The organism is Alteraurantiacibacter palmitatis (genome assembly GCF_037154115.1).
GTDB classification, from domain to species: domain Bacteria; phylum Pseudomonadota; class Alphaproteobacteria; order Sphingomonadales; family Sphingomonadaceae; genus Alteraurantiacibacter; species Alteraurantiacibacter palmitatis.
The window spans coordinates 143,273-160,975 of sequence record NZ_JBANRO010000007.1; the positions used below are offsets into that span (position 1 = coordinate 143,273).

A 17,703-nucleotide genomic window follows, 5' to 3' on the forward strand; every position below is an offset into this window, starting at 1 on the left:
GGCTACACCTGCGGGGCCATGGAAAAGCCGATGTTGGGCCGGGTGGCGGGTGGCATCTTCTGGATGTACCGCTATCTCGAACGGGCAGAGAACACCGCCCGCCTGCTTGCTGCGGGGCACCGCATGACGCTGACGCGGGGAGAGGACGAGGCGAGTCAGGAATGGCGATCCATCCTCACTACGCTGGGCCAGCTTGCCGATTACGATCGCCATAACGATGCCTATTCGGGCGCGCAGGTGTGCGATTTCGTGCTGCGTTCGCGCAACAACCCGCAAAGCGTGCTGTGGATGTTCGAACGCGCCCGCGCCAATGCCCGCGCCTGCCGGTCCGCGATCACGCGTGAAGTGTGGGAAGCGATCAATGAAGGCTGGATGACGCTGCGCGATCTTCTGGCCCGGCCGGTGCGCGTCACCAATCTGGATGCGGTGCTGGCCGCGATCCGGCGCGAATCGACACTGGCGCGCGGTGCCACACACGGATCGATGCTGCGCAACGAGACTTACAGTTTTGCCCGCGCGGGCACCTTTCTGGAACGGGCGGACAACACGGCGCGTATTCTGGATGTGAAATATTACCTGCTCCTGCCCAGCATCGCCTATGTCGGCACGGTGCTGGACACCGGGCAATGGGACAATGTGTTGCGATCTGTCTCGGCGGAACGGGCCTATAGCTGGCTCAATGCCGGCCGGATGGATGCCCGATCGATTGCCGAATTCCTGATTTTGGACGAACGCTTTCCGCGCAGCCTGATGTTCTGCCATCTCGCCATGCGCGAAAACCTTGCCGCGCTCGCCCGGTTCCACCGCCGCGAAGGCCTGCCGCACGAAGCACTGGCCCGCGCCGATGCCATGCTTTCGAACAAGCGGGTGGATGACATATTCGAACAGGGACTTCACCAGTTCATTCTGGAATTCATCGGCTGCAATGCAGCCATCGGCAACGCCATTTCGGAGGAGTACCGGTTCGTTTCGTAAGCGGGTCGGTCAAATACAGCCATGCGCCTCTCCATTCGCCACACGACCCGCTATGTCTTTACCGAACCGGTCGCACACGGGGTTCAGCGGCTGCGCCTGATGCCCAAGGAAACGCAGGGGCAGCGGATCCTGGACTGGGCCATGGAGCTGACGGGCGCGCGGGAAGAACTGTCGTATGATGACCAGAACCACAATCACGTAACGCTGGTCTCGGTGCTTCCGGGTGCAACCGAAGTGGAGATTTCATGCCGCGGGACGGTGGAGACCGAGGACCATGCCGGGGTAATCGGCCGCCATGCCGGGCATATGCCGCTGTGGGCGTTCCTGAGCCACACCCCGCTGACCAAGCCGGGGCCGCGCCTGCGCCAGCTTGTGAACGGCCTCGACAAGGGCGGCAGTTCGGTGGAAGTGCTGCACCGCCTCTCGGCCGCGGTGCTGGCGGCGGTGGCGTATGAAACCGGCGTCACCCATGTGGAAACCACGGCGGAAGAGGCGCTGGCGCATGGGCGGGGCGTCTGCCAGGATCATGCGCACGCCTTCATCGCCGCGGCCCGGATGCTCGACATACCGGCGCGCTATGTCAGCGGCTATCTGATGATGAACGACCGGGTTTACCAGGAAGCCACGCACGCCTGGGCGGAAGCCTTTGTGGAAGGGCTGGGCTGGGTCGGTTTCGACATTTCCAACCAGATCAGCCCCGATCCGCGCTATGTGCGCGTGGCTACCGGTCGCGATTACAGCGATGCGGCGCCGATCGTGGGCATCAGCTTTGGCGCGATGAGCGAGGATCTGCACGTCGAACTGGCGATCGAGCAGCAGATGGTGGAGCAATAGCGCCTTCGCGCTTGCGCTGGGCGGGGCCGGCACCCTATTCGCGCAGGCAGGTTGCCAGGGACAGGAAATGACGGGGCGTATGCGATGACCTATTGCGTGGGGATGGTGCTGGACAAGGGGCTGGTGCTGATGAGCGACACGCGCACCAATTCCGGCGTCGATAACATCTCGGTTTTCCGCAAGATGTACCGCTGGTCGGTGCCGGGGCAGCGCATCATCACCCTGATGACCGCGGGCAACCTTGCCACGACGCAGGCGGTGATCAGCAAGCTGGAGGAACGCAGCAAGGCGCCCGGAGAGCGGCAGAATTCGCTCCTCGAACTGCCGACCATGTTTCAGGTGGCGGTGGAAGTGGGCAAGCTGCTGCGCGAGACGGTGCAGCAGACGCAGGCCGAAAACGGCGGCGCGGCTGCATCCAGCCGCTTCACGGCCAGCATCATTCTGGCCGGCCAGATTGCCGGCATGGAACCGCGCCTGTTCATGATCTATCCCGAAGGCAATTTCATCGAGGCCAGCTTCGATACGCCATTCTTCCAGATTGGAGAGACCAAATACGGCCGCCCGATCCTGATCCGCGGATATGACCGGAACATGAGCTTCGAGGACGCGGTGAAACTGCTTATGGTCAGCTTCGATTCGACACTGAAAGCCAATCTTTCGGTGGGTATGCCGCTCGACCTGATGGTTATCGAGCGTGACAGGTTCGAACCGCTGCACGAACGGCGGATCGAAAGCGATGACCGCTACTATGTGGCGATTTCGACAAGCTGGTCCAATGCCTTGCGCAATGCCTTTCACTCCCTGCCCGATTACACTTTCTACCAACAGGCCGAGTGACCGCGCGCCCCTTTCTGCAAGCATCCTTGGCGTGTTCGGTTAACGGCATAAGCGATCATACCTAGGTATTGGTTGCGTAAGTATTCCCTGCATCAGGGCCATTGCGGATTTCCACTCCGTTTTGGAGGGAAGCTGGCGATGGATTTACGACTTATGCGTGCCGAAGGTGTGCCAAATTCGCTTGGATTCGGAGGTGATTTCCCATGCGTTAACGATGCCTCCGGGGCAAAACTGTTTCCCATGGAACAGCGCCTCAAACTTCACATCGTCGGTGGCGACAGCCGCCTCAGGGCCGAAGCTTCGCGCTTGGCCTTCAGCCTTGGACATCATGCGGAGGTCTATTCGGATCTCCCCGAATTGTTGGATCTCGCACCGCGCGACGGGGTGATTATCGCCTGTGAAACCGCCCTGTCGAGCGGGGTCGATCATCTTCTGGACCGGCTGGGCGAGCGCGGCATTTGGCTCCCGGTGATCGCCGCCAGCCACGCGCCCGATGTGGACGATGTGGTGCAGGCCATCCGTGCTGGCGCGCTCGATTATCTGCGCCTGCCGCTGACCGAGAGGGAGATCGCCCGCGTGGCCGCCCAGATCGCCGCCGATGGCGGGCGTCACGCCGAAAGCCGCCGCCGCACGATCGAGGCGCGCCAGCGGATCAGCCTGCTCAGTCGGCGCGAACGCGAAGTGCTCGAATGGCTGAGTGCAGGATGTTCGAACAAGGCGATTGCCCGCGCCTTGGATATCAGCCCGCGCACCGTCGAGATTCACCGCGCCAACATGATGGAAAAGCTGGGTGCTTCGCATTCGGCCGAAGCGGTGCGGTTGCAGTTGGAAGCGGGCTATGGCGACAGGCGCGGCCTGTCACCGGATGCGGATCGCGCGGAAGGCCCGAACTTTCGGATCGCTGCCAACGGCTGAAATCACCGGCAGAAGGAACTGTCGCCCATCACGCCCTCCAGATGGAAATGGTCACGGTGCGCGGCATTGTATTCCGGCCCCAGAACCGTGGCGAAACGGCGGCACGCGCTGCGCTGCACCGTGCGGAGGAATTCCTTTTCCGCCGCGCTGCCGCCATGCCAGTGCTGCAGCACGGATATGCGGCGCCCATCTTCCAGCACAAAGGCGGCGATGTCGATCGCGCCCGCGGTTGCATGGGCGCTGCGGCGGCTGCTTCCGGCGACATTGCGGCAGGCATAGCTGCCCATCGTTTCGATCCGTTGCAGCGGCGAGCCGAGGATCTGCTGCGCCGCGCGGTCCACGCCATAGCGCGCCCAGGCGGCAAAGGCTGCGCCCACGCCGCATTGCACCGGCCCCATATTGCTGAGCGAAAGGCGGGTCGCATCGCTGCGAAGCGCGGACAATTGCACCGTGCCCACCGTGCTGCACCCCTCGCCCAGATAGGCATCGGCCACCGGCACAAACTGCGCGCCGGTATCGGTGAGCTGCGCCAGGCATTGGCGGTCTTGCGGATGCGCAGCGACGGGGGCGGGCAGGCGCGTGGCGACAGCGCCCGACGAGGCAGGGGCGGTGCTGCGGGCGGTGCTTGCGCGATTCGATTCGGGAACCACGGTGCAGGCCGACAGCAGGGCTGACGCAATCAGAACGGAAATGATCTTCTTCATATCCGTGGTATTACCCCGTCGTGGTAAACCCTCCTGAAACACTTACGGTTAACGCGCGGCAACCTTTTGCCGGTTCGGCAGGGAATTGCCGCCCCTTTCCAGTTATTTACCGCTAATGTTCATGCATAACGCAGGAATGCGGCTTGACTATGGCGGCGATCCTTCTAGTGCCGCTGCCGGGCCACGCGGTCCCAACGCCGCGCGTGCTCTCTGCAAGGAGAGAATACCATGACTGACCAACCTGCCCTCCGTCCGGAGCGCCCCTTCTTTTCGTCCGGCCCCACTGCCAAGCCGGTAACCTGGGCACCCGAAAAGCTCGACATCAAAAGCCTCGGCCGTTCGCACCGCTCCTCCTATGCCAAGGGGCGGCTGAAATATGCCATCGACCTGACCAAGGAACTGCTCGGCATTCCTGACGATTATCTGGTCGGCATCATGCCGGGCTCGGATACGGGCGCGCTGGAATGTGCGATGTGGACGATGCTGGGCGCACGTCCCGCCACCGTCGCTGCGTGGGAAAGTTTCGGCAATGTCTGGATTCAGGACGCGGTAAAGCAGCTCAAGCTGCCCGATCTGCAGGTGCTCGAAGCCGGTTATGGCGAGATTCCGGACCTGTCGCAGGTTCCGCAGGACAACGACGTTGTCTTTACCTTCAACGGCACCACCAGCGGTGCGCGTATTCCCAACCTCGACTGGCTGGCGCCTGACCGCGCAGGCCTTGCGATCAACGATGCCACCAGCGCCGTTTTTGCGATGGAGATGGACTGGGCCAAGCTCGATGCCACCACCTATTCGTGGCAGAAGGTGCTGGGCGGCGAAGCGCAGCACGGGATGCTGATCCTGTCGCCCAAGGCGGTGGAGCGGATCAATTCCTATGATCCCGAATGGCCGCTGCCCAAGCTGTTCCGCATCAAGAAGAAGGGCAAGATCGACACCGCCATTTTCGAAGGCTCCACGATCAACACACCGTCCATGCTGGCGACCGAGGATTACATCTTCGCGCTGGAATGGGTGAAGGAGATGGGCGGTCTGTCCGCGATGATCGCGCGTGCCAACGCCAATGCGCAGGCCGTGTTCGATTTCATCGACAGCAAGGATTACCTGCGCAACATGGTGGCCGAGCCTTCGCAGCGCACCAATACCGGCGTGTGCATGGTATTCCAGGGCGAATGGTACGACAGCCTCTCGCCCGAAGAGCAGGCGGCCGTGCCCAAGAAGATCGCCAGCAAGCTGGAAAAGATGGACATCGGTTACGATTTCAACGGCTACCGCGATGCCCCACCGTCGCTGCGCATCTGGTGCGGCGGTTCGGTGGAGCTGGAGGATATCCAGCGCCTGCTGCCGTGGATCGACTGGGCCTATCACGAGCTGAAGGCCGGCAATCTCTGACGCGTGGTGTGCCCCTGCGAAGGCAGGGGCCCGCACTGCCTTTCCCCATTTCTGCCTGAAGTCCCGGCCTGCGCCGGGGCACGCACAGGAGCAATTCCCATGACGAAACCCCGCGTTCTCATTTCCGACAAGATGGATCCCAACGCTGCCCGCATCTTTGCCGAGCGCGGCTGCGATGTGGATGTGAAGCCCGGCATGACCAAGGACGAGCTGATCGCCTGCATTGGCGCGTATGATGGCCTTGCCATCCGTTCCGCCACCAAGGCGACCGCCGACGTGCTCGATGCCGCGACCAACCTCAAGGTGATCGGCCGCGCCGGCATTGGCGTGGACAATGTCGACATCCCGCACGCCTCGTCCAAGGGCATCGTGGTGATGAACACGCCTTTCGGCAATTCGATCACCACCGCCGAACACGCCATCGCCCTCATCATGGCGCTGGCCCGCCAGATTCCGGCGGCTGACCGCCGCACGCAGGCCGGCGAATGGCCCAAGAACGACTTCATGGGCGTGGAAGTCACCGGCAAGACGCTGGGCCTGATCGGCGCGGGCAATATCGGCTCGATCGTCGCCAGCCGCGCGCTGGGCCTCAAGATGAAGGTCATTGCCTATGACCCGTTCCTGACCCCGGAACGCGCGGTGGAAATGGGCGTGGAGAAGGTCGATCTGGGCGCTCTGGTCGAACGCGCCGATTTCATCACGCTGCACACGCCGCTGACCGACGAGACGCGCAACATCCTCAGCCGCGACCGGCTGGAAAAGTGCAAGAAGGGCGTGCGCATCGTCAACTGTGCGCGCGGCGGTCTTGTCGACGAAGTGGCGCTGAAGGATCTGCTCGATTCCGGCCACATTGCGGGCGCGGCGCTCGACGTGTTCGAAGTGGAACCGCCGGCGAAGGATCACCCGCTGTTCGGCACGCCGAATTTCATCTGCACCCCGCACCTTGGCGCATCGACCACCGAAGCGCAGGTCAATGTGGCAATGCAGGTGGCCGAACAGATGGCCGATTTCCTCGTCAATGGCGGCGTCACCAACGCCCTCAATATGCCCTCGCTCTCGGCCGAGGAAGCGCCCAAGCTCAAGCCGTATATGGCGCTGGCGGAAAAGCTGGGCAGCCTGGTGGGCCAGTTGGCGCACGGCGATCTGCCCAAGATCAGCATCGAGACCGAAGGCGCGGCAGCGCAGCTCAACCAGAAGCCTATCGTGGGCGCGGTGCTGGCAGGACTGATGCGCCGCTATTCGCAGAGCGTGAACATGGTCAACGCCCCGTTCCTCGCCCGCGAACGCGGCATGGAGGTGCGCGAAATCCGCAATGAGCGCGAAGGCATCTACCACACGCTGGTGCGTGTAACGGTGGAAACCAGCCAGGGTAGCCGCAGCGTTGCCGGCACGCTGTTCTCTAACGGCGCGCCGCGTCTGGTGGAAATGTTCGGCATCTCGATCGAGGCGGACATGGAAGGCGATATGCTTTACATTTCCAACATGGATATGCCCGGTTTCATCGGCTCGGTCGGTGCCATTCTGGGTGAGGCCGGTATCAATATCGGCACCTTCCACCTGGGCCGCCGCGAAGCGGGCGGCGAGGCGATCCTGCTGCTTTCGGTCGATAGCCCGGTCTCGGCCGATCTGATCGACAAGATCTGCAAGGTGCGCAATGTGAAGCGGGTGCAGCCGCTCAAGTTCTGACCATTGCGGCCCGGCGGATGCGCGCAAGCCTTCCGCCGGGCCGGTATTTCGCTATAGGGGCTGGCATGATGGATCCGACAACCGATCTCCTGCCCGAAGGCCTCGAAGACCGCCTGCCGCAAAGTGCTGCCGCCGCCGCGCGGATTGAGCGCGAGGCGATGGCGGTCATGCGCGCCCATGGGTTTGATCGGGTGCGCCCGCCGCTGATCGAATTCGAAAAGAGCATGGCTGCGCGCATGGACGGGCTGATGACGCGGGCGATGTTCCGCTTCGTCGATCCCAAGAGCTTGCGCACGCTCGCATTGCGCAGCGACATGACCGCGCAGGTGGGGCGCATTGCCGCCACCGGGCTGGGCGGCGCGGCGCGCCCCTTGCGGCTGTGCTATGCGGGGCAGGTGGTGAAGATCGCGGGCGACCAGCTGGAACCGCGCCGCGAGAACTTGCAGATCGGCGCCGAACTGATCGGCAGCGACAGCGCGGCAGCTGCGGGCGAAATGGTGGAACTGGCCATCGCCGCGCTGGAAGCGGCGGGCGCCACCGGCATTTCGGTTGATTTCACGCTGCCTGATCTGGTCGATACGCTGGCGGAAGAAGCCTTCCCGCTCGCCCCCGACCAGCGCGAGGCGGTGCGGCGCGAACTGGATGCAAAGGATGCCGGCGGGCTGAAGGAGGCGGGCGGCGAGGCCTATTTGCCGCTGCTCTTTGCCACCGGCCCGTTCGAGGCGGCGGCCATGAAGCTTGGTGCGCTGGATGCAGGCGGCGTCCTGACAAGCCGCATCGAGGCCCTGCGCCAGATCGCGGCGCGGGTGGAAGGCCGCGCGCGGCTGACGCTGGATCCCAGCGAGCGGCACGGCTTTGAATACCAGACCTGGTTCGGCTTTACCCTTTATGCGCAGGGTGTGCGCGGCGCATTGGGGCGCGGCGGCACCTATCGCATTGGCGGCACCGATGAAGCGGCGACGGGCTTCTCGCTCTATCCCGAAGAACTGATCGAGGCCGTAAAGGCGGACGAGGCTCTGGGCGACAAGGTCTTCCTGCCGCTGGGGCATGATCGCGTGGTTGCTGCGTCCTTGCGCGCGCAGGGATGGCGCACGGTAGAGGCCTTGTCCGACGCGGATGAGGCCGCGGCGCTGGGGTGCAGCCACGTTCTCGACGGCGGGGCGGCGCGCGCGCTTTAATCGGTTTTGACGGTGCCGTCGGGGTTCCGTTCCAGCCCGCCCGGCACAAGGCCGTGGCCCACGCTGACGCGTTCGTCAAACACGAAACACTGGCCGCGCCACAGGCTTTCCTCTGCCGGAATATCCTCCAGATATTTGAGGATGCCGCCTTTCAGGTGGAACACATCCTCCACCCCTTCGGCTTTCAGGAAAGCGGTGCTTTTCTCGCAGCGTATTCCGCCGGTGCAATACATGGCGATCTTGGGGGCAGGGCCGAACTTTTCGCGGTTTTCGCGGAACCACGCGGGGAAATCGCGGAATGTGGGCGTCTGGGGGTCCAACGCACCTTCAAAGGAACCTATCGCTACCTCGTAATCGTTGCGGGTGTCGATCACCACCACATCCGGGTCTGCGATCAGCGCGTTCCAGTCCGCCGGATCGACATAGGTGCCCACAATCTGCGTCGGGTCGGTTTCGGGCACGCCCATGGTCACGATCTCGCGCTTTACCTTCACCTTCATCCGGCCAAAGGGCATGGCCTCGCAGCGCGAAAACTTCACCTCGATATCGGCGCAGCCCGGCAGAGTGCGGATATGCGCCAGCACCTGCGCCACCGCGTTGTCGCTGCCGGCAATTGTGCCGTTGATCCCTTCGCCTGCCAGCAGCAGCGTGCCGGTAAGCCCCACTTCCTCGCACAGCGCAAGCAAGGGCGGGCGCAGTGCGGCGGGATCGGCAAAGCGGGTAAAGCGGTAGAGCGCGGCAACGAGGATCGGCGGGGTCGTCATGCGCCAGCCCCTAGCAGCAGCGCGGCCCGCTTATCGAGCGAAAATCCGCGTCAGGAAAGCGTCCACCACCGGGGTTGCGGGATAATCCGGTTCGCCCAGTCGGCGGTTGATCTGGGCATGGCCGCGCAGGCCGCGCCCGGCAAAGCCCTGCACATTTGCATCCGTTCCCGCGCGGCGCAATGCGGCGGCCAGTTCCTCGCTTTGCCGTCGGGCATCCTCGCGCTGGACATGGAGGATCAGGAAGGCGGGGGCATTGGGCGCGGCGGCGTGCAGGGTGGGAGACAGAGCGCGCTGACGCACCGGGTCGGTGCCAAAGGCCTGCCGATACGTATTGCCCATCAGGCGTTCGTTTTCGCCCATCTGGTCGGGCACGTTGTAACCGGCTCCATCCAGCGGCACGATCCCCGCCACATCGTTCATGGCAAGTCCGGCCGCGCGGAAATAGGTGGGATCGGTGCCGGCCAGCGCCACCAGATGCGCGCCCGCGCTGTGCCCGACCAGCGCAATGCGCCGCGCGTCAAAACCCAAGCCCCCGGCATTGGCTTTCAGATAGGCAACGGCGCTTGCCACATCGGCGGCCTGTTGCTCCACCGTGGCATCAGGCACCAGCCGGTAATTGAGCGAGGCGACCGCATAGCCCGCCGCCTGCCAGTGCCGCAGCTTGGCCGAACCCAGCATCATCCGCTTGTCACCGCGCTGCCATCCGCCGCCGTGAACGAAGATCACCAGCGGCGCATTGCGGCTGGCCCCGGCCCAGTAATCAAGTTGCTGCAAGCGGTCGGTGCCATAAGCCAGCGTTTGCATACCCGTCTCTGCCCGGCGGGTTTGCGCAGCGCTGGAAAGTGGGTGGGCGGCCACGGCCAGCGTGGCGGTGGCAACAGTCATGGCAACGGCAATGGCAATCCGGCGCATGGTATCCCTCCATCAATCCCCCGGAGCAAATCTATGCCGCGCCAATTCTTGCCGCGCGCTGAATTGCCCCGCACCTTGCCCTTCGCCTGCGCATTGCCTAGGGCCGCGCGGCAACTGCCGGGAAAGAATCAGCTATGGCCAATGTCACCGTGATCGGCGCCCAATGGGGCGATGAAGGCAAAGGCAAGATTGTCGATTGGCTGGCCGCGCGCGCCGATGTGGTCGTGCGCTTTCAAGGCGGGCATAATGCGGGGCATACGCTGGTTGTGGGCGATACCACCTACAAGCTCTCGCTGCTGCCCAGCGGTATCGTCACCGGCACGCTGTCGCTGATTGGCAATGGCGTGGTGCTGGATCCGTGGGCGCTGAGGAGCGAGATCGAGCGGCTGGAAGGGCAGGGCGTGGCGATCACGCCGGATAATTTCGGCATTGCCGACAATTGCCCGCTGATCCTGCCTGTCCATCGTGACCTTGACGGCCTGCGCGAAGCGGCGGCGGGCAAGGGCAAGATCGGCACCACCGGGCGCGGTATTGGCCCGGCTTACGAAGACAAGGTGGGCCGCCGCGCCATCCGCGTCTGCGATCTGGCGCATCTGGACGAGCTGGAGCCGCAGCTCGATCGGCTGTGTGCGCATCACGATGCGCTGCGCGCCGGCTTTGGCGAACCGCCGGTGGACCGCGCAGCCCTGCTGGCGGAATTGCGCGCCATCGCGCCATTCGTGTTGCAATATGCCCAACCCGTGTGGCGCCGCCTGAACGAGGCGAAGAAGGCCGGCAAGCGCATCCTTTTCGAAGGGGCGCAGGGCGTGCTGCTCGATGTCGATCACGGCACCTATCCCTTCGTCACCTCCTCCAACACCGTGTCGGGCACCGTTGCCAGCGGCAGCGGCATGGGGCCGGGCGCGGCGGGTTTCGTGCTCGGCATCGTGAAAGCCTATACCACCCGCGTGGGCAGCGGCCCGTTCCCCAGCGAGCTGGAGGACGAATTGGGCGAGACGCTGGGCCGCCGCGGTCACGAATTCGGCACCGTCACCGCGCGCAAGCGCCGCTGCGGCTGGTTCGATGCGGTGCTGGTGCGGCAGACCTGCGCGCTGTCGGGCGTAACCGGCATTGCGCTGACCAAGATCGACGTGCTCGACGGGTTCGAGAAGATCAGGATCTGCACCGGATACCGGCTGCGCGGCGAGATCATTGATTACCTGCCCGCCAATGCGCAGGACCAGGCCGCGTGCGAGCCGGTCTACGAGGAAATCGACGGCTGGGAAGGCACCACGGTGGGCGCCCGTTCATGGGCCGACCTGCCCGCGCAGGCGATCAAATATATCCGCCGAATCGAAGAATTGATCGAATGCCCGGTGGCATCGGTCTCCACCAGTCCGGAACGCGAAGACACTATTCTCGTGCGCGATCCCTTCGCGGATTGATTGCTGCCATCATTTCGCCGCATTTCGCCGCCGTTCCGGCGCTGTTTGGGCCAGCAGACCGGGGCGGCTGATTTACTTGCATCGGCGTCGCTCTAAGCCTGCGCGCCATGACATCGCGCGAACGCACCGGGCTGCTTCCCTTGCCCGGCTCCAGCCAGAAGCAACCGCTTTCGGAGCGGGCATTGGTATGGGCGTGGGGCGCGATTCAATGGCCGTGGCTGGCGCGCAGCCTGTGGGGTGGGCGCAAGGCGGAAAAGCGCCTGCTGCTCGGCCGCCTGGGCCTTGCACACGATGCGCTTCCAAATCTTGGTAGCTGGAAGGCTGACACCACCTTCCTGCTCCGCTTGGTCGATGTAATCGAAGCAACGCGCCCGCGTGTTGTGGTGGAATTGGGCTGCGGTGCGACCTCGCTGGTTATCGGCCGTGCGCTGCAATTGCACGGCGGTGGACAGCTGATCGGGTTTGATCAGCACGCCGCCTTTATCGAAGCGACCTCGCAATGGCTGGCGGGGCACGGGGTGAACGCGCAATTGTGGCCTGCGCCCATCGTGCCGCAGGACAGCCAATGGGCCTCGCGTTGGTATCAGCTGCCTGTTCTGCCTGATGAAATTGACCTGCTGGTTATCGATGGTCCCCCCTGGGTGATAAACCCCTTCGTGCGCGGCCACGCGGAGGTGCTGTTTGACCGCATATCACCGGGCGGTCTCGTGCTGCTCGACGATGCGGCGCGTCCGGGCGAGCGGGTGGTGGCGACGCGCTGGAAGAAGCGCTGGCCGGATTTTCGGTTCACCTATCTTGGCGGCGGCAAGGGCACTTTGGTGGGTCAACGGGGCATCTATTCTTGACACGATCTCCATTTGTTCTAACTCTGTTCACGCTTGGGGAAGCGCGAATCAGGAGCAGGTTCAATGGGGCAGGCCAATTTCGTTTACGACACCCTGGCAGATGCAGCAGGCATTGCGCCGTGCGTTTCGATCTATGCCGAATGCGCGACACGCCGCGCCGAACTGCGGGATGATGCGCAAGGTGCGGGGTTTGCTCTGCGCGAGGTGGGGGCTCTGGCTGATTTGAGCGAAGGCAGCGCACGCCCGTTGGGCGACGCGGTGCTGATCGATTGTCCCTTGCCCGATGGTGCGGCCCTGGCGGCCCTGTCGCGCATCGACAGCCGCGCGGCGCGTGCGGGCACGCATCTGGTGGTGTCCACCAGTATGGACGGGCTGGAGGATGTCTTTGCCTGCCTGTGGCAATCATCGCCTGAAATTCTCGTCAATCCCCGCCGGGCAGACCGGATCATCGCGCTGGGCCGGTTGCTGGCGCACGGCACCTCCGCGCGGATGCGCGAATTGTCCGAAGCCGACAGGATGGCGCTCCTCCGCCTGACCGAGCAGGTCAACCAGATCGCCCAGCAATTGGAGCGATTGGGCGATGATGAGGCTGAGGGCGGTACCTTGCGCAGCCCCGGCCAGACTTTCCGTTTTGGCGATGCGGCACAGGATGCGCGCCTTATGCCCGGAGCGCTGGCTGCGCGAACGCCGGGTTCGGGTGGGCAGGGCCGTGCGATCCGCCCCCCTCTGCCCGATCCGCGGCTGGTGCGCCGCCTCATCACATTGCGGCGGCTGCGCGGGCGGTTCCTTGATGGCGCGCTGTTTGCTGATCCGGCGTGGGATATGCTGCTCGATCTGACGGCGGCGCGGGTGGAGCATAACCGCGTATGCGTGACTTCGCTGTGCATCGCCTCTGGCGTGCCCCCGACCACGGCGCTGCGCTGGATCAGCCAGTTGACCGATGCAGGACTGTTCCAGCGGGTGGAGGACGATACTGATCGCCGCCGCGCTTTCATCCAGCTCAGCGACAAGGCGGCCGATGCCATGGCCCGCTATTTCGAAGAGGTGGCCCGGATTATGGCGGCGCGCGACTGATCGATCGGGCCGCGCGCGGCCTTTGCCGGTCTTTGGGGCTTTTCAGTGTGAGGTGCTTGGGCTATGGGCCGCGCTCTTGCGGCAACGCAGGGGCGATTAGCTCAGTTGGTAGAGCATCTCGTTTACACCGAGAGGGTCGGCAGTTCGAGCCTGTCATCGCCCACCACACATCCCTGTATCAATTCAAACAATTGCTTTTGCGGATGGGGGCGCCATTCCCCGGCCGATGGGGTCATGGGTGCAAATTGGCGAAACAGACCGCAAGCGGCCTCCGGCACAGCAAGCCGCTGGCTCAAAATCCGTTCGCCAGAACAGCAGGACTGATCAGCCTGGTTTGCCGATGGCTTCGAAAATCTTCACCAGCAGTCTCTCGGCCTGCTGCAGTTCCTCGTCGGACAGGTGCTGCAGAACGGCGGCGCGTTCGCCATCCTTTATCGGCTGGATCCTTCGCACCATTGCTTCCCCCGCATCGGTCAGGCTGATCAGCTTCGACCTGCCATCTGCGGGGTTGTCTTGCCGATCCAGAAGGCCTTCGCGCACCATTTCGTCCACCAGCTTCACCATCGAAGGCCATTTGAGATAGGCACGGCGAGCAACCTCGGTCAGCGTAGCGGGCTGAGGCGCGAAGGCGAGCGCGAACAGAATTTGCCAACGGACACGACTTTGCCCGGTCTTGCGGACAAGCAACTTGTCGATCCGGCTGACATAGGCCCGTCCAGCCAGGACAAGCAGGCGCGTTGTTCGGAACTCCACATCGCTTCGCGATCCTTCCTGACATGACCCCCTGATTTTCCTCCACGAGCGATTAGAGTCTGGCCTGAAGGAAGGACAGACGATGAAGCGTGTGAGGTGAGCCTCAATTCGGTCTTCAACTATCTGATCACCTTCAAGTCGGCGCCGTTGCCGCCTGAGGCAGGAGCTGCCGGTCAGTTGGTGGAATATGCCGGAACGCTGGGCCCGTCGGGCAATGCCGGTGTGGCGGAAAATGGGCTCAACCCCGGCGCTTTCCGCTGGAAGCTGTTCAGCACCCTTGGCTATTCCATTGGCCCGGCGGAACTGTCGCTCCAGTGGCAGCACCTGCCTTCGGCCAAGTCGATCAGCTTCCCGTCCACGCCCAACACGCCTTTCGTCGGCTCGCCCGCATACAATCTGTTCAATCTGAACGGGTCGTTCCGCGTGAACGATATGGTGACGATGCGGGCAGGCGTGGAGAACCTGTTCGACAAGGCACCGCCGCTGTCAGATTACAACGCGGTCACCACGACCGGTCTGGCGACGAATATCGGGACTTCACCGATCAACGCCTATTTCTTCGATGTGATTGGGCGGCGCTACTTTGTCGGGGCCAGTGTGCGGTTCTGATCTTGTCACCGGCGAGGTGATGGCCGGTTGATGAAACATGGCACGGCCTGCGGCGTGATTGTCGCAGGCCGTGCTCCCATTGGAGTGGAGAGGATGGGGATGATGATCGAGGGAGGAGAGGTTTCAGTCCGGGTCGGGCAAGACAGGCTGAGATATGGCCGCAGCGCCATTGCCGCCGGCCAGGCCGGCTGTCTGCTTGTGAGCACCCTTTTCCTCCCGATGACAGCGGCTGCACAGGAACCGGATCTGGCCCGCTGTCTTGCCATCGGCAATATCGAGGAACGCGTCCGTTGTTACGACGCCCTTGCCCAAGACCAGGTGCGAAGGGGGGCGAGCAACACGGCTGGCGAGGCACCGGCCACATCCATCCCGCCGGTATCCAGCCCCGCGCCCGTTGCCCCTGCAGGCACGGCCAGCGCAGCGGCGGCCTCCGCTCCTGCCGTGGCCGCTCCGACATTCGGGCTGAGCGCCGCCCAGCGCGAGGCGCGGCGTGATCCCGCCGCGCGTGAGGCGGACGAGCTTGCCGCCAATGTGGTGCGTGCACGGTCGGTGGGGCCAGGGTATTGGCGGTTTGAACTGTCCAATGGAACCGTCTGGCAGCTCACGGAAACGCGACGCAGTTTCCGCGTGCCGCGCCCCGGTGACAGCATCGCCATACGCCGCGGGGCACTGGGCGCCTTTTATCTTGATGCCGACAGGCAGCCCGTCATCGGCATCCGCCGCGTGGACTGACGGGAAGGGCAGCACCGGCGAAATACGCAGTTTGCGGCATTAGAGGTATGCCCCCCAGCGCGTAGCTTTCCTGCATTGTCCCGTTCATTTTGCGACGGGTGACGCAAAGGCAGGCACCACTTTGCCCCGTAACGACGTGATCCCCAACCAATTCGTCCATGCGAAAGCGCTTTATCCTGCAAACCGGCGCGGTTTCATGGGCGGGGCTTTGGGGCTGGCCGGCGCGATGACGCTCCCGCCTCTGCTGGCGCGGCCAGCGCGCGCGCAGGGTCTGCTCGCGCCCGCACTGGTGCCCATGCGGCTTTCACCCGATCAGCTGGTCGATATGAAGTGCTGCCTTCGCCCCCTGCGTGCAGCGGGGCCCAATCTTGCGACCGAGACGGTGGGCCGCAAGCTGGTGGTGCACAATTACGGCCACGGCGGCAGCGGCTGGTCGCTGTCCTGGGGATCGGCCGAAGTGGCGGTGGGCAAGGCGCTGTCGGTGCTGCCCAGCCGAATTGCGGTGATCGGCTGCGGCATTATCGGCCTGACCAGCGCCATCATGGCCCAGCGCGCCGGGCTGGAGGTGACGATCTATGCCCGCGAATTGCTGCCGCGCACGCGATCCTTCCGGGCGAGCGGATCGTTCACCCCCAGCGCGCGTGTGGCGCTGGAAGGGCCGGCCGGGCCGCAATTCGGCGATCAATGGGAACAGATGGCGCGCTTTTCATGGAAGATGTTTCGCACCATGCTGGGCCTGCCGGGCAATCCGGTGGAGTTCGGCGATTCCTATGCCGTGTCGGACGAGCCGATTACGCGCCGTGTCTGGCCGGTCGATCCTTCCATTACCGAAAGCTATGAAACATCGGGGCTGCCGCGCCAAAACTCGGAATTTGCCCGGCTGGATTCACGCATCCGCGACATCGTTCCGCAAGCCATGCCGTTGCCGCCCGAAGAAAATCCCTTTCCCACGCCCTTCGCCACGCGCACATCGCAGATGCATTTCAACTTTCCCGCTTATGCGCAGCTGCTGATGGATGAATTCTTCGCCCGCGGCGGGCGCTATGTCATGCGCAGTTTCCATGCCCCGTCTGCGCTGGCAGACCTGCCCGAGGATGTGATCATCCATGCAACGGGTTATGCCGCGCGCGATCTGTGGGGTGATCGCAGCGTGATTCCGGTGCGCGGGCAGACCGGTTGGCTGGTGCCCCAGCCAGGAGCGAACTATTCGCTGCGTTTCCGCAATATGTCTGCGCTGTCCAAGGCGGATGGCATCGTCATCATGAACAACAACCCCGATATCGGCGAAATGCTGGGGGTGGGCGACAGCATGGAACTGCCCGTGCGCGAACCCTTGCTGGAAGCGATGGCGACGCTGGCGGGCGTGTTTGCCGGGACTTATGCAAGCCCGGCCCCGGCGGCAGGAGCGGGCGCATGACGCGGTCTGGCGCACGCAAGGCCGCCATGATCCTTGGCGCAAGCCTTTTGGCGAGCGCCGCGGCAGGCAGAGTGGCGGCACAGGGGCGTGGTACGGGGGCGGGTCTTTATACCATCGCGCAGGCGGATGCGGGCGAGCGTCTCTACGCCATCCATTGCGCAATGTGCCACGGGTCGGGCCTGCAGGGCACCGTCGAAGTGCCGCCGCTGACGGGCCGCTTTGTCGCCAATTGGGGCGGACGGCCGCTGGGCGAACTGTTCGATTACCTGTCGCGCGCCATGCCGCAGCACGCACCTGGCGCCCTTTCTGCTGCCGATAACGCGAAAATTCTGGCCTATCTCCTGCGCGTCAACGGGGCTCCTGCGGGCGAAGGGGAACTTCCTTCCCAAGCCTCCCAGCTGGAGCGAATCCGGTTTGATGCGATCCAACCGGCACCCTGATCGGCTACTGGCATCAGACGGGGGCTGCCTGTGGCCCGGTGCGTGAGAAAATTCCTCTCTTGTTGCTGCAATGCAACACGATGCGTGCAGCCTGAAAGCTGGTTGCACCACGCTGCCCTGCCTTTGCGCCTTGCCAAGGCGTGACGCCAGTTGAAGATTTTACATATGTAAAACAGAGCTATAGAGGGCGCATCTGCGGGTTCCTGGGCCGCCCT

The 17,703-nt window shown here is 63.9% G+C and carries 18 protein-coding genes and 1 tRNA gene; 15 read left to right on the forward strand and 4 right to left on the reverse strand.

Annotated elements, in window-relative coordinates:
• The first annotated feature begins 30 nt into the window (after positions 1 to 30).
• From WFP44_RS10225 to WFP44_RS10240, 4 genes are all read left to right on the forward strand, one after another.
• Positions 31 to 975, forward strand: coding sequence for an alpha-E domain-containing protein (locus WFP44_RS10225; RefSeq protein WP_336926553.1), 945 nt, complete (start codon positions 31 to 33; stop codon positions 973 to 975).
• Positions 976 to 996: 21 nt separating this feature from the next.
• Entirely contained in the window at positions 997 to 1,809 is an 813-nt protein-coding gene (locus WFP44_RS10230) for a transglutaminase family protein (protein WP_336926462.1), read from the forward strand.
• 84 nt (positions 1,810 to 1,893) lie between these two features.
• Complete coding sequence (locus tag WFP44_RS10235) at positions 1,894 to 2,646, forward strand: proteasome-type protease (protein ID WP_336926463.1); 753 nt, start codon at positions 1,894 to 1,896, stop codon at positions 2,644 to 2,646.
• A gap of 240 nt (positions 2,647 to 2,886) precedes the next feature.
• Entirely contained in the window at positions 2,887 to 3,561 is a 675-nt protein-coding gene (locus tag WFP44_RS10240; RefSeq protein WP_336926464.1) for a response regulator transcription factor, read from the forward strand.
• A gap of 2 nt (positions 3,562 to 3,563) precedes the next feature.
• Here WFP44_RS10240 and WFP44_RS10245 read toward each other — a convergent pair whose 3' ends face one another.
• Complete coding sequence (locus WFP44_RS10245) at positions 3,564 to 4,265, reverse strand: extensin family protein (protein WP_336926465.1); 702 nt, start codon at positions 4,263 to 4,265, stop codon at positions 3,564 to 3,566.
• Between the two features lie 228 nt (positions 4,266 to 4,493).
• Here WFP44_RS10245 and WFP44_RS10250 point away from each other — a divergent pair, with 228 nt between their 5' ends.
• The 3 genes from WFP44_RS10250 to WFP44_RS10260 all read left to right on the forward strand — a co-directional run bounded on the left by WFP44_RS10250 (position 4,494) and on the right by WFP44_RS10260 (position 8,518).
• Positions 4,494 to 5,654 carry a phosphoserine transaminase gene (locus WFP44_RS10250; protein ID WP_336926466.1) on the forward strand — a complete coding sequence of 387 codons (1,161 nt, stop codon included), beginning with the start codon at positions 4,494 to 4,496 and terminating at the stop codon, positions 5,652 to 5,654.
• A 99-nt stretch (positions 5,655 to 5,753) separates the two neighbouring features.
• On the forward strand, positions 5,754 to 7,340 hold the full coding sequence (serA, locus tag WFP44_RS10255; protein WP_336926467.1) for a phosphoglycerate dehydrogenase: 1,587 nt from the start codon (positions 5,754 to 5,756) through the stop codon (positions 7,338 to 7,340).
• A 65-nt stretch (positions 7,341 to 7,405) separates the two neighbouring features.
• Positions 7,406 to 8,518 (forward strand): ATP phosphoribosyltransferase regulatory subunit, encoded by a 1,113-nt coding sequence (locus tag WFP44_RS10260; RefSeq protein ID WP_377923103.1) that lies wholly within the window; start codon positions 7,406 to 7,408, stop codon positions 8,516 to 8,518.
• On the opposite strand, the gene trhO is transcribed toward WFP44_RS10260, so the two are convergent.
• Together trhO and WFP44_RS10270 are read right to left on the reverse strand one after the other, a co-directional pair.
• On the reverse strand, positions 8,515 to 9,282 hold the full coding sequence (gene trhO / locus WFP44_RS10265) for an oxygen-dependent tRNA uridine(34) hydroxylase TrhO (RefSeq protein ID WP_377923104.1): 768 nt from the start codon (positions 9,280 to 9,282) through the stop codon (positions 8,515 to 8,517). The two genes, WFP44_RS10260 and trhO, sit on opposite strands and share 4 nt — an antisense overlap.
• 30 nt (positions 9,283 to 9,312) lie before the next feature.
• Positions 9,313 to 10,167, reverse strand: a complete 855-nt coding sequence (locus WFP44_RS10270) for an alpha/beta hydrolase (RefSeq protein ID WP_336926468.1) — start codon at positions 10,165 to 10,167, stop codon at positions 9,313 to 9,315.
• Between the two features lie 161 nt (positions 10,168 to 10,328).
• Here WFP44_RS10270 and WFP44_RS10275 point away from each other — a divergent pair, with 161 nt between their 5' ends.
• The 4 genes from WFP44_RS10275 (at position 10,329) to WFP44_RS10290 (ending at position 13,703) form a co-directional block, all read left to right on the forward strand.
• Positions 10,329 to 11,618: an adenylosuccinate synthase gene (locus WFP44_RS10275; RefSeq protein WP_336926469.1), complete on the forward strand. Its 1,290-nt coding sequence runs from the start codon at positions 10,329 to 10,331 to the stop codon at positions 11,616 to 11,618.
• A gap of 107 nt (positions 11,619 to 11,725) precedes the next feature.
• A complete protein-coding gene (locus WFP44_RS10280; RefSeq protein ID WP_336926470.1) occupies positions 11,726 to 12,463 on the forward strand; it encodes a class I SAM-dependent methyltransferase in 738 nt (245 codons plus the stop codon).
• Positions 12,464 to 12,526: 63 nt separating this feature from the next.
• Complete coding sequence (locus tag WFP44_RS10285; RefSeq protein ID WP_336926471.1) at positions 12,527 to 13,537, forward strand: MarR family transcriptional regulator; 1,011 nt, start codon at positions 12,527 to 12,529, stop codon at positions 13,535 to 13,537.
• Positions 13,538 to 13,627: 90 nt separating this feature from the next.
• Positions 13,628 to 13,703, forward strand: a tRNA-Val gene (locus tag WFP44_RS10290).
• Between the two features lie 158 nt (positions 13,704 to 13,861).
• Here the strand turns inward: WFP44_RS10290 and WFP44_RS10295 are convergent.
• Entirely contained in the window at positions 13,862 to 14,290 is a 429-nt protein-coding gene (locus tag WFP44_RS10295; protein ID WP_336926472.1) for a MarR family winged helix-turn-helix transcriptional regulator, read from the reverse strand.
• Between the two features lie 96 nt (positions 14,291 to 14,386).
• Between WFP44_RS10295 and WFP44_RS10300 the strand changes: the two genes are divergently transcribed.
• The 4 genes from WFP44_RS10300 (at position 14,387) to WFP44_RS10315 (ending at position 17,488) form a co-directional block, all read left to right on the forward strand.
• Positions 14,387 to 14,899, forward strand: a complete 513-nt coding sequence (locus tag WFP44_RS10300; protein ID WP_336926473.1) for a hypothetical protein — start codon at positions 14,387 to 14,389, stop codon at positions 14,897 to 14,899.
• A 219-nt stretch (positions 14,900 to 15,118) separates the two neighbouring features.
• Entirely contained in the window at positions 15,119 to 15,631 is a 513-nt protein-coding gene (locus tag WFP44_RS10305; protein ID WP_336926474.1) for a hypothetical protein, read from the forward strand.
• Positions 15,632 to 15,827: 196 nt separating this feature from the next.
• Positions 15,828 to 17,048, forward strand: a complete 1,221-nt coding sequence (locus WFP44_RS10310; protein ID WP_336926475.1) for an FAD-dependent oxidoreductase — start codon at positions 15,828 to 15,830, stop codon at positions 17,046 to 17,048.
• Positions 17,045 to 17,488 (forward strand): c-type cytochrome, encoded by a 444-nt coding sequence (locus WFP44_RS10315; protein ID WP_336926476.1) that lies wholly within the window; start codon positions 17,045 to 17,047, stop codon positions 17,486 to 17,488. Before WFP44_RS10310 ends, WFP44_RS10315 begins: the two co-directional genes overlap by 4 nt.
• Positions 17,489 to 17,703: the final 215 nt, after the last annotated feature.